This is a genomic window from Synechococcus sp. H60.2, from assembly GCF_047462315.1.
GTDB lineage: Bacteria > Cyanobacteriota > Cyanobacteriia > Thermostichales > Thermostichaceae > Thermostichus.
Map to the genome: position 1 here is coordinate 16,110 of NZ_JANSIZ010000031.1, position 14,492 is coordinate 30,601.

Here is a 14,492-nt window from a genome sequence, read left to right on the forward strand (position 1 = left end):
TCTTGCCCCCTTTCTTGCTCGATCTCAGATCCCGTTTCTGGTGGTGGAGCCCATGATCTGTTCAACCCTGTTGGCCGTCGAAGTGGCTGAGAAAAATGGCCTCTTCGATCTGGATGCCACCTTGCCCATCATTGCCGTCCAATTTTTGCTGCTGGTGGCCGTGCTCAACTCCCTCTTTTACGAGCCGGTTACTCGGGTCATCGACAGCCGCAACGACTACATCCGCGCCACCCATGCGGAGGCCCAGGAGCGGTTGGACAAGGCGATGGCTCTGACCCGCCAGTACGAGGCTGAGATCGGCAAGGCCCGCCTACAGGCGCAGCAGGTGATCGCCGAGGCGGAAGCGGCTGCAGCCCGCATCCGTGCGGAGAAGCTAGCGGCGGCACAGGCGGAGATGCAAGCCAAGTTGGAAGCGGCGCGGCTGCAGATCGAGCAAGAGAAACAGGCGGCCCTCCAACAATTGCAGCAGCAAGTAGATACCATTGCTGCCCAGATCACCGAGAAGCTGTTGGGCAGCGCCCGTTAAGTAGCCGGTTGAACATTCCTTGGGAGTAGCGCGTGATGCTGGTGTGGAGCCTGGTGCCCGCTTGGCTTTTGGCCGTGGCCGAGCCGGTTACGGAAGCCACTGAGGGTTCTGCAGAAAAGGGGATCCTGGATGCGATTCTGGAAAGCAACTTAATCAACATCGCCATTATCCTCACCTTGCTGTACATTTTGGGGCGCCGGGTGGTGGGGGAAGCTCTGGCCAAGCGGCGAGAAGGTATCCTCGAGGAGCTGCGCCAGGCGGAGCAGCGCAAGCAGGAGGCGATCGAGAGGCTGGCGGAGGAACAACAAAAGCTGGCGCAGGCTCAGCAGGAGGCGGAGCGCATTCGCAAACAGGCGGAGGCCAACGCGGAAGCCCGCCGGCAGGAGCTGTTGCAGCAGGCGGAGCGGGAGATCGAGCGGCTGCGCGCCAACGCCGAAAGGGACCTCTCTGCCGAACAAGAGCAAATTGTCCAGGAGCTGCGCCGCCAGATCGTGCGCCAAGCCCTGCGCAAGGTGGAGCAGGAGCTGCCGCAGCACCTCAACGAGCAGGTTCACCAGCGCCTGATTGAACAAGGGATCCAGATGATTGCCCGCTAAGGAGGAGGAAGGGAAAAGCATGATCAGCCGCACCATGGCCGCCAAGGTGGTCGATCCCTACGCCGAAGCCCTGGTTTCTCTTGCCTCTGCTCAGGGGCTAATGGATACCTTTGAGGCCGACATCCGTTTCATGGCCGCGGTTCTGCAGGCCACGCCGGAGCTGGGCCAATTCCTCGCCAGCCCCCTGATCAAGGCGGAAGTCAAGAAAAACCTGCTGCAGCAGGTGTTTGCCGACCAGATCCACCCCCTGCTGCTGAATGCTCTTAAGCTGTTGAGCGACCGTCGCCGTATCATGTTCCTCGAGGCCGTCTGCCGGCGGTTCTTGGAGCTGCAGCGGAAGCTCCAAAATATCGTCCTGGCCGAGGTGACCACGGCGGTACCCCTGACGGAAGCGCAACAGCAGTCGATTCGCGAGCGGGTAAGAGACTTCACGCAGGCCAGGGGTGTGGAGCTCCAGATTGCCCAAGATCCCACACTGCTGGGTGGGGTGATCATCAAGATCGGCTCCCAGGTGATCGACCTCAGCTTGCGCGGCCAGTTGCGTCGGCTGGCGCTGCAGTTGGCCTAAATTGGCCCAGCGTTTTCCTTAATAATTTTGGATCCCTTCCTATTCCGTTGAGAGGACTGCTATGCCTACGATTCGCCCAGACGAGATCAGTACCATCATCAAGCAGCAGATCGAACAGTATAACCAGGAGATGCAGATCTCCAATGTCGGTACCGTCCTGCAGGTGGGAGACGGCATTGCCCGCATCTACGGCCTGGAGAAGGTGATGGCCAGCGAGCTGCTGGAGTTCGAAGATGGCACTGTGGGCATTGCCCTCAACCTGGAGGAAGACAACGTCGGCGCGGTGCTGATTGGCTCCGGGCGCAACATCCAAGAGGGATCCACCGTCAAAGCCACGGGCAGAATTGCCAGCATCCCGGTGGGCGAAGCCCTGCTGGGCCGCGTGGTGGATCCCCTGTGCAACCCCATCGACGGCAAAGGGCCGATTCACTGCACCGAGACGCGCCTCATTGAGTCCCCGGCCCCCGGCATTATCGATCGCCGCTCCGTGTACGAGCCCCTGCAAACCGGCATCACCGCCATTGACGCTCTAATCCCCATCGGGCGGGGGCAGCGGGAGCTGATCATCGGCGACCGCCAAACCGGCAAGACCACCGTTGCCGTGGACACGATCCTGAACCAGAAAGGGCAGGATGTGATCTGCATCTACGTAGCCATTGGCCAGAAGCAGAGCACCATCGCCCAGGTGGTGGGCGTTCTAACTGAGCGAGGGGCAATGGACTACAGCATTGTGGTGGCTGCCGGCGCTGACAGCCCGGCCCCGCTGCAGTGGTTGGCCCCCTATTGTGGCGCCACCATTGCCGAGTACTTTATGTACCAGGGTAAGCACACTTTGGTGGTCTACGACGACCTCTCCAAGCAGGCGGTGGCCTACCGGCAGATGTCGCTGCTGTTGCGGCGTCCGCCCGGTCGGGAAGCCTACCCAGGGGATGTATTCTATCTGCACTCGCGGTTGCTGGAGCGGGCGGCCAAGCTGAACAGCCGGCTGGGCGAGGGATCCATGACGGCGCTGCCGATTGTGGAAACCCAGGCCAACGACGTGTCGGCCTATATTCCCACCAACGTTATCTCCATCACCGATGGGCAGATCTTCTTGGAGTCGGATCTGTTCAACGCCGGTATTCGCCCCGCCATCAACGTTGGCATCTCTGTCAGCCGCGTCGGCTCGGCGGCCCAGACCAAGGCGATGAAGAAAGTGGCCGGCTCGATCAAGGTGGAACTGGCGCAATATCGGGATCTGGAAGCCTTTGCCCAATTTGCCTCTGATCTGGACGAGGCCACCCAGAAGCAATTGGCCCGCGGCCAACGGCTGCAGGAGATCCTCAAGCAGCCGCAATATTCGCCCCTGTCTTTGGATCAGCAGGTGGCGATTATCTACGCCGGGACGCGGGGGTATTTGGACGACATTCCGGTGGAGAAAGTCTCCAGCTTCAAGCAGGGCCTGCTGTCCTACTTGGGCACCACCCATCCCAAGTATGGCGAGATCGTCCTCTCCACCAAGCAACTCACTGAAGAGGCGGAAGAGATCTTGAAAACCGCCATCACGGAGTTCAAACAGAGCTTCCTGGCCAAGGCGGCTTAGTTGCCGGGGATCCCTGCTTTGGGGATCCCCATCCAGTAACCACAGCAGAGGGGATCGGTTATGGCAAACCTAAAGCGGATTCGCGATCGCATCAAGGCGGTGAAAAATACCCGCAAGATTACAGAGGCCATGCGCCTGGTGGCGGCAGCGCGGGTGCGACGGGCCCAGGAGCAGGTGATGGCCACCCGTCCCTTTGCCGACCGCCTAGCCCAGGTTTTCTATCGGCTGCAAACGCGGTTGCGGCTGGAAAATGTCGAGTTGCCTCTGCTGAAGCAGCGGCCCATTGAAACGGTGGGCCTGTTGGTGGTGGCTGGGGATCGGGGCCTGTGCGGTGCTTACAATGCCAACGTTATCAAGCGTACCGAGGAGCGGGTGCGCGAGCTGCAGCAGACGGGGCTGCAGGTGCAGCTTTACCTGGTGGGCCGCAAGGTGGTGCAGTATTTTCAGCGCCGCTCCGCTCCCATTGCCAAGACCTACGTGAACTTGTCGCAGATTCCTACGGCGGCGGAAGCTGCGCAAATAGGGGATCAGCTCCTCTCCGCTTTCCTGTCCGAGAAAGTAGACAAGGTGGAGCTGATCTACACCCGCTTTGTCTCGCTGATCAGCTCCCGTCCGGTGGTGCAATCGCTGCTACCTCTGGATCCCACGCGCCTGGCTGCCCGCGACGACGAGATTTTTAACCTGCTGGTGCGGGGGGGAGAGTTCACGGTCGAGCGCAGCAAGATCGTTGCTCCTGTCTCAGCCCCGCCGCCAGACATGATCTTCGAGCAGGATCCGGTGCAGATTTTGGACGCGCTGCTGCCGCTGTACTTGAACAACCAGTTGTTGCGGGCTTTGCAGGAAGCAGCGGCCAGCGAGTTGGCGGCCCGCATGACGGCCATGAACAATGCCAGCGACAACGCCAGCGAACTCATCCGCACACTGGGCCTTGCCTACAACAAAGCTCGGCAGGCGGCTATCACGCAGGAGATCCTGGAGGTAGTTGCCGGAGCTGAGGCCCTATGAACTTCTCTCCCACCCTCACCCCCAACCCCTCTCCCTCTGGGAGAGGGGAGTTAGGGAAGGACGTAGGGAGACGTTTTATTTGAGGAGCCTAGATTGCGTCGCTGGGCTATCTGGGCGTTGAGCAGGATCACCGGCAAAATCCCCACCAGGACAATCGCCAAGGCGGGGGCGCCGGCCTCGGCCAGGCGTTCGTCGGCAGCCATGCGGTAGGTGTGGACGGCCAAGGTATCCAAGTTAAAGGGCCGCAACACCATCGTGGCCGGCAGCTCCTTCATCACATCTACAAACACCAGCAGCATCGCTCCCAGGATCCCGCCTCCCATCAGGGGCAGGTGCACCCGCCACAGGGTGCCCAGGGATCCCTGCCCCAAGCTGCGGGCTGCCTCATCCAGACTGGGAGGAATGCGCGCTAGCGTCGCCTCGACGGTGGACAGAGCCACCGCCAAAAAGCGCACCAGATAGCCAAACACCAACGCTAAAATAGTGCCGCTGATTACCAGACCGGGCGGCTGTTGAAAGAGCGCCTGCCGCAAGTAGCTCAGCAGTTGATCCAGTTGCCCCAGGGGAATCAGAACTCCTACTGCAATCACCACGCCCGGTAGCGCGTAGCCCAGGGAAGATAGCCGCACCGCCAGCCGCAGGCCCCAGGCCCGCTGTAGCCGCAAACCGTACAGCACCACCACCGCCACCGAAACGGCAATCACTGCTGTGAGCGTGGCCAGGAGGAAGCTGTTCTGGGCGTAGCTCCAAAAGCGGCGGCCCAACTCCCCCTGGCGCAGGGTCATATGGAGCAGGATCAGGGCAGGGATAACGAAGCCCAGCCCAATCGGGATCCCACAGGCCAGCCACGCTCCCACCCCCCGGATCCCGTGCAAGGGATAACGACTTGGGTTTGGCTTGAATCCTTGGCGATAGTAGCGCGCCCGCCGGCGGGAAAACTGCTCCAGGGCCATCAGTAGCAACACCAACAGCAAAAGCAGCGCTGAAAGCTGAGCTGCTGCCACAGGATTGCCCAGAGCTGTCCAGGTGCGGTAGATGCCGGTAGTAAAGGTATCGACCCCAAAATAGCTGACGGTGCCGAAATCGTTCAGGGTCTCCATCAAAGCCAGCAGACAGCCGGCCACGATCCCCGGCCGGGCCAAGGGCAAGGCCACCCGGAAAAAGCTGGCCCAGGGTCCGTAGCCCAAGGAGCGGCTCACCTCCAAACAGGCCACCGACTGTTCCTGGAAGGCCAGCCGTGCCGAGAGATACACATAGGGGTAGAGAGTGAGGACGAGCAGCAGGATCGCCCCCCACAAGGAGCGAATGTTGGGGAACCAGTAGTCGCCGATCCCCCAGCCGGTAACCCGCCGCAGCCAGGTCTGGAAGCCGCCGGTTACTTGCAAAAAGTCAGTGTAAGCGTAGGCCAACACATAAGTAGGAGTCGCCAGGGGCAACACCAGCATCCACTCTAGCCAGGCCCGCCCCCAGAATTCGCACATTGTCACCAGCCAGGCAGTGCCGCTGCCCACCAGGATGACTCCCAGCGCCACCCCCACCATCATCAGCAGGCTGTTGCGCACGTACAGCCCCAAGACCGTGTCGGTCAAGTGCTCCCAAACCTGCCGCTCATCAGCAAAAAGGCTGAGGAGAACCGTCAGAGTGGGAATCAAAATTAAGCCCGTCAGGGCTAAGGTCAGCAACGTCCAACCGCTGAACCAGCGCGTCCAAGCTCTCTTGAGAGAATGGTCAAAGTGTTTACCCAGACTTAGCCAAGCTAACTTTTCCATCAATTGCAGCTGAAATCCCTGAGAGCTGGCAAAAACTTTTTCTTCACCGTACTGTTTCCCAATTGTCAGGCAAATCTTAGGAAAAAACAAAGAAGCCAAGTCTCAAGACTCAAACTTGGGACTTGATCCTGCTTTGGGGCTGCAACCGGGGAGCCAAGAAGAAAGCTCTTGGCAGCCCCGGCGCTTTTCATCGCCAACCGGCCCGATCCATCACTTTCAGGGCATCGGGGGTAACGCGGCCAATGCTGGCGGCGTTGATCGTGTCTTCCTTGAAGGTGCCAAGGCTGGCCACCACCGAGTCGATCTCCGCCCCCGGCAGCACCGGGTATTCGTTGTTGCTCTGGGCAAAGATGGCCTGCGCCTCTGGGCCGGAGAGGAACTCCAGAAACTGGATGGCGGCCTCTTTGTTGGGAGCTGTTTTCAAAATTCCGGCGCCGCTGATGTTGACGTGGGTGCCGCGATCCTGTTGGTTGGGAAAGAAGACGCCGATTTTCTCCGCTACGGCGCGATCTTCGGGATTGTCGGATTTGATCAAACGCGCCAGGTAGTAGGTGTTGGCTAGGGCCACATCCCCCACGCCAGCAGCCACGGCTTTGATTTGATCAATGTCTCCCCCTTCCGGCGGGCGGGCAAAGTTGGCCACCAAGCCGCGGGCCCACTGTTCGGTTTCTGGGATCCCGTGCGCCAAGATGATGGAAGCCGTCAGCGATTGGCTGTACACATTGCTGGAGGAGCGGGTGAGCACCTTGCCCCGCCACTTGGGGTTGGCCAGATCTTCGTAGGTGGAGAGCTCCTTGGGATCCACCTTGTCTTTGTTGTACATGATCACCCGCGCCCGCTTGGTTAGGCCAAACCAGTAGCCTTCCGGATCCCGCAGCGATTCCGGGATGTTCTTAGAGAGCGTCTCGGACTGGATGGGCTGAAACAGGCCTTCGTTCTGGGCGCGCCACAGCCGGGCCACATCCACCGTCATGAAGATATCAGCAGGGCTGTTGGCTCCCTCGCTGCGGATACGTTGGGCAATCTCATCGGCGTTGCCCTGCACCCAATTGACGGTAATGCCCGTTTTCTGTTTGAAAAGTTCGTACAATTTCTCATCAGTGCTGTAGTGCCGAGAGGTGTAGAGGTTCACCTCCCGGTTGGCACCGCGGGCCGGACGCCCCAGCAAGCCTGCCGCCAAGGCTACAGAGCCCAGCGCGGCTCCGCTGACCAATTGCCGTCGCGATAAGCGCATACCCAACTCCTAAACTCAAAAACATTTCAAGAAAGGCTGCTGCATTGACCCAGTCAGCAATGCCTTTACCCGAGAAAGCACTTGAAAACCCCCTCCCTGAAATCAGGGCAGTTCCCTCAAATGCCGGCCTTTTGACCCTTCTCTAGGCCAAGCTTATTGAGATTTTTACTCAAGAACTTGGCGCTGGGGCAATGATAGAGGATCCTAAGTACCGAGTCAAGCTGTTGGGAGTCGTTCTCATCTTTGAACCGTTTGGCCCAAGATCCGCCAACTCTCGCTGGAAACAAGAGCCAAGGTCGCTTCTCATCGCGGCTGGCCGGGCAAGGGGATCCCTTACCGGAATATTTTGGGTAGGGCGGGGTTCTAGACCTGCCTTGGGTATAAAGGGAGCAGGGTAGGTAGTGGAGTATGGTGGGATCCCTTTCTCATCAATGGCTGGATGAGCAACTGCAGGACAATGGCCGGGATCCGGGTGTTTTCATCCTGGTCTGTGGCTACAACGACTTGGCAGCGTTGACGCTGCAGATTCTGGAAGACTTTGGACAGCGCGCGGTGGTGGTGGCTCCCGGCCCGCGGCCTTCTTTATTAAAAGAGCAGTGGCAATACCTAGAGGGGGATCCCCATCAGCCGGAGGTGTTGCGCCGGGCTGGGATCGAGCAGATCAAGGTGGCATTGCTTGTGGAGGACAACGACCAAGCCAACTTCGAGCTGGCTCTCTTGATTCGGGATCTCAACCCGCAGGTGCGCATTGTCTCTCGTCTGTTTAACACCGGCCTTGCCCGCTACCTGGACTCGATTTTGCCGCAGCATTTTTCCCTGTCGGTGGCTGCCTTGGCTGCGCCGGCCTTTGCTCTGAAAGCTGTCTCGGACGAATTTGTCGGCTACTTCGAGTTGCCCCAGTTAGAGGCTCAGCCGGCCACGCTGCCGCCGGAGCTGGCGAATCCGCTTTATTTTGGCGCTCCCCAAGAGACCACCCTCTGGAACGTGGTGGAGCTGACCATCGGCTACAACTCCCGTCTGCTGCACATGCCCCTCTCGGAACTGGAGGAAACCTTTCGGGCGCGGGTGCTGTTTCACTACCCGGTGGGCGGGCTGTCCGACTTTTCCGAGTCTCGGGTTTTCGACGATTTCGACCACGAGGCAGAGCTGCTGGAGGGGGATCGCATTTTGGTGATCTGCGACCCCAGATCCTATCTGCACCTGTTGGAGCGCAACGGGCGGCGCGGCTCTTCGCGGGCACAACGCTGGGCCAGCGGACAGGTGCAAGACAAACGACAACAACAGCGAGGTAACTCGTTCAGGCAGCTCCTATCTTGGCTGCGCAGAAGCCTGCAGGGACTGCTGCAGGTCAAGCCCATCGTGCGCACCCTCACCTTCACCTTGGGAGCCATGCTGGTGCTGGGGATCCTTAACTTTAGAGCTATCGGTAAATCCGTGGTTGACGGGCTGTTGCTGACCATCGTGGTGTTGACGGGGGGGTATGGGGACATCGAGGCTTTTCAGCAGGCGGAGACCCCTCTAGGGGTGAAGGTGGTGGCGGTGGTCATGACCTTGGTGGGGGCTGCCCTAGTGGGGTTGATCTACGGATTGGTGACCGACAAGTTGGTGAGCAGCCGCTTTGGCTTGGGCCAGGCCGCCCGTATGCCCAAAGCGGATCACGTGGTGATCGCGGGGTTGGGACGGCTGAGCTACTTGGTGCTACAGTTGTTGCGGCAAATGGGCTATGAGGTGGTGGTTGTGGAGCCCGACAGCGACAATCCCCTGCTGGCGGCGACGGAACGGGAGGGGGCGGTGGTGATCCGGGGCAACTACGCCTTGGCCAGCACGCTGCAACAGGCTCGCATCCAAAGCAGCCGCTCTTTGATCTGCACGACGCCTGACGATCTCACCAACCTCGAGACCGCCCTGACCGCCCACAGCCTGCAACCTGGGATCCGCACCATTTTGCGGGTCACGGATCCTGAGCTGGCGGCGCGGATGCAGCGGCATCTGCAGACGCTGGGAACCAGCTACAGCACCACGGCCCTGGGGGCGCGGGCTTTTGCTACGGCAGCGTTGGTGGGATCCGTTTACGGCACCTTGACTTGGGACGGGGAAACGCTGCTGGTGACGCTGCTGGAGGTCTCGGCCCATGACCCTTACCTGGGGCTATCCCTACGGCAACTGGCCCAGGATTACGACCTGGCGATCTTGCTGCATCACTCCCGACCGGGCCGGCCCTGTGTTTTTCCCAAGATCTGGCAGAAAGAGGGCGAGACCCTGTTGAAGCGGGGGGATCGTCTATACGTGATGGGGACGGTGGGATCCCTGATTCGCCTGGCCCAGGGACGCCCTCTGCCGCCGGAACTCTATCAAGTGCGGCTTTTGGAATACCGCAACCCCTACTTTGAAGACGAGATCCTCTCCACCTTGGCGTTTTATGCGCGGCTGCCCAAGACGGCCCTGAAGCCGCTGTTGCGCTGCCTGCCGGCGGTGGTGAGCCCCCCTCTCCCCCGCGACAAGGCCATTAAGTTGGCCCGCCAACTGCGCAAAATGAGCACCGAGGTGCAGGTGTTTGCCCAGGTGCAGGCCGAGCAGCGGATCCCTGAAGTCCTCTAGGGCTTTTCCGCCACAAGGCGCACAAAGCGATTTTGCCCGTAGAGCTCTTGCGCCACCACGCTCAAGCCAACCTTCTCCAACAGCCAGGCCAAGTCCTCAGCGCTGAAGCGGTTGTGCTCGTAGAAGTGGGTAAACTGATCCACCAAGGTGTCTAGGGATGTTTCCATCTGAAACAGTTGGGCTTCTGTGGCCGCATCGAAATAGAGGCTAAGTGGGGCGCGCACCCAGTCCACCAGCAAAAACCGCCCCCCTGGCTTGAGCAGACGCCGCACCGCTTGCAACAGGCGCACCGGCTGCACCATCTCGTGGATCACCACCACCGCCTGAGCCGCGTCAACGCTGCAATCTGGCAGGGGCAAATGGGGATCGTGGAGATCGGCCTGCAGCAGTTGAAGGCCAGGGACGCCTTTCAAGTCTGCCGCTGCCCGCTCCAACATGTAGGGCATTAGATCTACGCCAATGAAATGTCCGCCGGGGTAGCGCTGGGCCCACTGCCGGAGGACATACCCCGGCCCCGTTCCCAGATCCAGCAGGCAGGGCGCAGCGGGTAAGCAGGGCTCAACATGCTGCTGCCAAAACTGCCAAAAGGTCTCATTGAAGCGGCCAGGAGCAGTAGCCAGCATGCGCTCGCAAAAGCTGGGGCCACGGTGGTGCTGGTAAAGGAGCTGAAAGGTATCGAGGCCAGCTTGGGGCATGGCTAAGCCTCCTCAACAGATCCTGGGGACAACGTCAGAGGTGTAGGCAGGGCATCGTAGCAACTCAAAATGTCGGCCTAGGGAGCAGAGGAAGCGGTGGAGAAGTTGGCGATGGCCGTCTCCAGGTCGTCAAAACAGGTCAAGACCTTCTCCATCGAGGTGAGGCTGAGGACGAGGGCGACGCTTTCCGGAACGCAACAGAGGCTGAGGTTGCCGCCGGCAGTCCGGCACTTGCGCAAGGCCGAGATCAGCACCCCCAGGCCGGAGCTATCCATAAAAGTAACCGCCGACATGTCGATCAACAGGTTGTGGTAACCAAAATCCAAAACCTGCTGCAGCAACTGCCGCACTTCGGAAGCGACCTTGGCGTCAAAGCGACCTTCCAACGGCACAATCGCCAGTTGTTGCCCTTGCGGAGTTTCAGCGGTACGGATGCGCAGCTTAAAATCCATTGCTTCCAGTCAAGACCTCATGCCCCACCTTAGCACCATCGGTTGCTGCTATGACCCCCTCAGCAGAAAATCCCTCTTCTGCAAACGGAGAGGGTATCCTTCTTTGCCATGGCAACTTCCCACTGGTTGAGATTGTCTGCCGGATCTAGGCGCGCTGTGCCGTTGAGGCAGCTACCCTCCCTTCCTCTTCAGCCAGGGAGCAATCCCTCACCCCCAGCCCCTCTCCCCTTGGGAGAGGGGAGCTAACTGCTCCGCCTGCAGACAGAGGGATCCAACCTTTACTTCCCGTCTCAGATCCTGGCGGGATCGAGGGCGTAAGTCGAATCGAGCGCGGCAAGGGACATGTGCAAGCGGGGTCGGTGCATGGCCAGCAACTGGGCCAAGCGCTTACGCAGCTCGGTTCGCGGCACAATTGCGTCGATGAGCCCGTGGGCTAGCAAGTACTCAGCCGTCTGGAAGCCTTCGGGAAGCTTGCCCTTGCCGATGGTTTGCTCAATAACATTGGGCCCGGCAAACCCCACCTGGGCGCCTGGCTCGGCCAGGATCAAGTCTCCCAGCATGGCAAAGCTGGCGGTCACCCCCCCATAGGTGGGATGGGTAAGCACGGAGATAAACAACTGGCCGGCTTCGCGGTGCCTTTGCAGAGCGGCTGCCGTTTTGGCCATCTGCATCAGGCTGAGGATCCCTTCCTGCATGCGGGCTCCCCCAGAGGCCGAAAAAAGGATCAGGGGTAGGTGATCGCAGGTGGCGCGTTCGGTGAGACGGGTAATCTTCTCGCCTACGACCGAGCCCATGCTGCCGCCCATAAAGCGAAAATCCATCACGCCCATCGCCACCGGGATCCCTTCCAGAGTGCCCATCCCGGTCAGGACGGCATCCTTGAGCTGGGTGCGCTCCTGGTAGGCGGCCAGGCGCTCGGCGTAGGGCTTTTGGTCGAAAAAGTGCAGCGGATCGGTGGGGGCCAGGTGCTCGTCGAGGGGCTGCCAGGAGCCGGGATCCAAAAGCTGCTCCAGCCGCTGCGGGGCTGTGATGCGATGGTGGTAGCCACAGCTTGGACAAACCTGCCAGTTCTGCTGCAGATCTTTGCTGTAGGTGAGAGCGTCGCAAGCTGGACACTTCTGCCAGAGGCCGTCGGCAATCTCTCGCACTTGCCGCTCTTTGTCAAAGGGGCTGCTGCCTGTCAAGTTGAGAGAAGTCTGTTTGCGCCGCTCGGCAAACCAATCCAGTAAAGACATAGCCGCTGAGGTACCCCCCTAGCTAGGGATGGCCAGAGCTGAATCTACAAGCTCTGCCGGTGAGCTGCGAAACTCATCTTAACGTTCTCAAGCTATCAAAGAATCGCCAAGCTGGAAATAGAAACTTGCAGTAGCCATGACCGCAGAAACCCAGTGGCAGGTGTTGACCACAGGGGATGGATCCCTGACCTTTTTCTCCCAGGAGTTTGGGCAGGCTTTTCACAACCTCAGCGGCGCCGCTCAGGAAGCGCTGGAGAAGTTCGTCCGCCCTTGCCGGCTGGATCGGCTGCCGTTGGAGCGGGATCCGGAGGATCCCATTTGTCTTTTGGATATTTGCTTTGGCCTTGGCTACAACTCTGGCCTGGCCTTGGAGACAATCTGGCAGGTGCGGCCCGACTGCCCTGTAGAAGTCATTGGCCTAGAGCGCTCCCCGCAGGTGCCCCGCCAGGCCTGGCAGGTGGGGGTGGGATCCACTTGGAGCTTTAGCCAGGAGTGGCAACACTTTATCAACGAGGGATCCTGGCAATCGCCGCGCTGGCGCGGAAGGCTGCTGTGGGGAGATGCCCGCCAAACTCTGCTCCAGGTGCCGCTGGGATGGGCGGATGCGGTGTTTTTGGATCCCTTCTCCCCTTCCGTTTGCCCAGAGCTGTGGACGGTGGACTTTTTGCGGGCAGTGGCGGCGCGAATGCGCCCCGGCGGGATTCTGGCCACCTATTCCTGTGCGGCAGCAGTGCGGGCAGCTCTGCTGGAGGCAGGCCTGTTTATCGGCTCGACGCCGCCGGTGGGTCGCCCTTGGCCGGGCACGGTGGCCTCACCCCAACCGGATCACCTGCCGCCCCTCTCCCCCATGGAGCGGGAGCACCTGAAAACCCGCGCCGCTGTGCCCTACCGGGATCCCACCTTGCAGGGAGACAGAGCCCAGATTCGGCTGCAGCGCCAGCAGGAACAGCAAACTTCACTCCTTGAGCCCACTTCCGCCTGGAAACGCCGCTGGCTTGTGCAAGCCTAGCAACCGGAGGGCAGCTTTTGCCGGGGTTGCTGTCGGGGTGTAGCCAAGACACCTGCACCAGTCCCGTACCCTTACGCACGCTGCTGTCTCTTGACAAAGTTAAGCTAAGATAAAGCTTTTTCTCCAGGGAACTGCTATGTCTACACTGGTTGCCCTTTGTGCCGAACAGCACCGGGTTATCCTGCAGTTCTTGGCTCGTCTCTCTCGGGCCTCGGAGTTGGATCTGGAGCAGCGGCGTCTCTGGGTGCAAAGGTTGCGGCAGCGCCTCTCCCGCCACATTCAATTGGAGCGCCATGTCCTCTACCCGCTGCTCAGGACGGCTCTGGCAGCGGATCCCCAGCTCAGCAGCCAGGTCAATGGGCTGGAGCAACAGTTGCGGGATCAGATCCCGGAGTTGACCCGCTTTTTGCACCAGGCGGAGCGTGAGCCGCAGCAGTTGGATCCCTCTGCTACCCTTCACTTTTATCGGCAGTTGCGGGCCCAGTTTGAGCAGGAAGAGAAGCTCTTGCATCCCCTCTTTGCCCAGCGTGTTTCTCCCGCCGCCGAGCAACAGCAGTTGCGCCTGTTCCGCAAGCGCCTGCAGGCCAGTGCCCCCAGTTCTGCTGCCGGTCGTCGCTCCGGTTTAGAGGAATGGGAGCGGCAGGCCGTGACTCGCCCTGTCTTGCCCCGCGAACGCCTTTGGCCCCCGCCAGGTAGCACGGCGTCGATGGCCACCCCTTAACCGAGGACGGTCTTGTCTTTGGATTCTGCCTTGGGTAACTTTCTGCTGGTTTTGGCAAGCTGGCCTGTGGTACCTTTTCCCCAGCCGACCCCTTGAATCGATGCAACCCTGGGATCCCGAAACCTACGTCGACTCGATGGCCCAACTGCTGCAACTGCCCCTGCATCCCGACCATCGAGCGGGGGTGATCGCAAACTTCGCCCGCTTTTTGCCCCTTGCTCAACAGGTACTGGAGTTTCCGCTGCCACCGACGGTTGAGCCAGATCCTACCTTCAACCCTCAGCCATGACCCCGGATCCCCCTCTTCTCGGCAGCGCCGACGGGTTCGCGATTGCCAGGGCCGTCCGCCAGGGATCCGTGAGCGCCCAGGCAGTGGTGGCCGCCTGTCTGGAGCGGATTCGCCAGCGGGATCCCCAGCTCAACGCAAGGCGCGGGATTCCCCACCGTCTATACGGTGGGGAGGGATAGCGCCTCCTGACTGATTCTGGATATATCGCTTCAC

15 protein-coding genes are annotated in these 14,492 nt (G+C 60.4%); 10 read left to right on the forward strand and 5 right to left on the reverse strand.

What is annotated here, in order from left to right; translation table 11 throughout:
- Positions 1–52: 52 nt before the first annotated feature.
- The 5 genes from NW845_RS06660 (at position 53) to NW845_RS06680 (ending at position 4,277) form a co-directional block, all read left to right on the forward strand.
- Complete coding sequence (locus NW845_RS06660) at positions 53–526, forward strand: F0F1 ATP synthase subunit B' (protein ID WP_414377659.1); 474 nt, start codon at positions 53–55, stop codon at positions 524–526.
- A gap of 35 nt (positions 527–561) precedes the next feature.
- Complete coding sequence (locus NW845_RS06665) at positions 562–1,122, forward strand: F0F1 ATP synthase subunit B (protein WP_414365564.1); 561 nt, start codon at positions 562–564, stop codon at positions 1,120–1,122.
- 19 nt (positions 1,123–1,141) lie between these two features.
- The gene (gene atpH / locus NW845_RS06670) at positions 1,142–1,690 is read left to right on the forward strand and encodes an ATP synthase F1 subunit delta (RefSeq protein WP_414377661.1); all 549 of its coding nucleotides are present in this window, start codon (positions 1,142–1,144) and stop codon (positions 1,688–1,690) included.
- Between the two features lie 61 nt (positions 1,691–1,751).
- The gene (gene atpA, locus NW845_RS06675; protein WP_414365550.1) at positions 1,752–3,272 is read left to right on the forward strand and encodes a F0F1 ATP synthase subunit alpha; all 1,521 of its coding nucleotides are present in this window, start codon (positions 1,752–1,754) and stop codon (positions 3,270–3,272) included.
- A gap of 60 nt (positions 3,273–3,332) precedes the next feature.
- Positions 3,333–4,277, forward strand: coding sequence for a F0F1 ATP synthase subunit gamma (locus tag NW845_RS06680; RefSeq protein ID WP_414365549.1), 945 nt, complete (start codon positions 3,333–3,335; stop codon positions 4,275–4,277).
- A gap of 50 nt (positions 4,278–4,327) precedes the next feature.
- Here the strand turns inward: NW845_RS06680 and NW845_RS06685 are convergent, their stop codons facing one another.
- Positions 4,328–6,046 carry an ABC transporter permease gene (locus tag NW845_RS06685; RefSeq protein ID WP_414377663.1) on the reverse strand — a complete coding sequence of 573 codons (1,719 nt, stop codon included), beginning with the start codon at positions 6,044–6,046 and terminating at the stop codon, positions 4,328–4,330.
- Positions 6,047–6,233: 187 nt separating this feature from the next.
- Positions 6,234–7,286 carry a Fe(3+) ABC transporter substrate-binding protein gene (locus NW845_RS06690; protein WP_414377666.1) on the reverse strand — a complete coding sequence of 351 codons (1,053 nt, stop codon included), beginning with the start codon at positions 7,284–7,286 and terminating at the stop codon, positions 6,234–6,236.
- 402 nt (positions 7,287–7,688) lie between these two features.
- On the opposite strand from NW845_RS06690, the gene NW845_RS06695 reads away from it, so the two are divergent.
- Complete coding sequence (locus NW845_RS06695) at positions 7,689–9,878, forward strand: NAD-binding protein (RefSeq protein WP_414377669.1); 2,190 nt, start codon at positions 7,689–7,691, stop codon at positions 9,876–9,878.
- On the opposite strand, the gene NW845_RS06700 is transcribed toward NW845_RS06695, so the two are convergent.
- The 3 genes from NW845_RS06700 to accD all read right to left on the reverse strand — a co-directional run bounded on the left by NW845_RS06700 (position 9,875) and on the right by accD (position 12,260).
- Positions 9,875–10,573: a class I SAM-dependent methyltransferase gene (locus tag NW845_RS06700; protein ID WP_414377671.1), complete on the reverse strand. Its 699-nt coding sequence runs from the start codon at positions 10,571–10,573 to the stop codon at positions 9,875–9,877. The two genes, NW845_RS06695 and NW845_RS06700, sit on opposite strands and share 4 nt — an antisense overlap.
- Before the next feature lie 77 nt (positions 10,574–10,650).
- Positions 10,651–11,025 (reverse strand): STAS domain-containing protein, encoded by a 375-nt coding sequence (locus NW845_RS06705; protein WP_414377673.1) that lies wholly within the window; start codon positions 11,023–11,025, stop codon positions 10,651–10,653.
- 290 nt (positions 11,026–11,315) lie between these two features.
- Positions 11,316–12,260 carry an acetyl-CoA carboxylase, carboxyltransferase subunit beta gene (gene accD, locus NW845_RS06710; protein ID WP_414377676.1) on the reverse strand — a complete coding sequence of 315 codons (945 nt, stop codon included), beginning with the start codon at positions 12,258–12,260 and terminating at the stop codon, positions 11,316–11,318.
- Between the two features lie 136 nt (positions 12,261–12,396).
- Between accD and NW845_RS06715 the strand changes: the two genes are divergently transcribed.
- The 4 genes from NW845_RS06715 (at position 12,397) to NW845_RS06730 (ending at position 14,458) form a co-directional block, all read left to right on the forward strand.
- Positions 12,397–13,269 carry a tRNA (5-methylaminomethyl-2-thiouridine)(34)-methyltransferase MnmD gene (locus tag NW845_RS06715; RefSeq protein ID WP_414377678.1) on the forward strand — a complete coding sequence of 291 codons (873 nt, stop codon included), beginning with the start codon at positions 12,397–12,399 and terminating at the stop codon, positions 13,267–13,269.
- 136 nt (positions 13,270–13,405) lie between these two features.
- A complete protein-coding gene (locus tag NW845_RS06720) occupies positions 13,406–13,990 on the forward strand; it encodes a hemerythrin domain-containing protein (protein WP_414377680.1) in 585 nt (194 codons plus the stop codon).
- Positions 13,991–14,090: 100 nt separating this feature from the next.
- Entirely contained in the window at positions 14,091–14,279 is a 189-nt protein-coding gene (locus NW845_RS06725) for a DUF4089 domain-containing protein (RefSeq protein WP_414333082.1), read from the forward strand.
- The gene (locus tag NW845_RS06730) at positions 14,276–14,458 is read left to right on the forward strand and encodes a hypothetical protein (protein WP_414377682.1); all 183 of its coding nucleotides are present in this window, start codon (positions 14,276–14,278) and stop codon (positions 14,456–14,458) included. Before NW845_RS06725 ends, NW845_RS06730 begins: the two co-directional genes overlap by 4 nt.
- Positions 14,459–14,492: the final 34 nt, after the last annotated feature.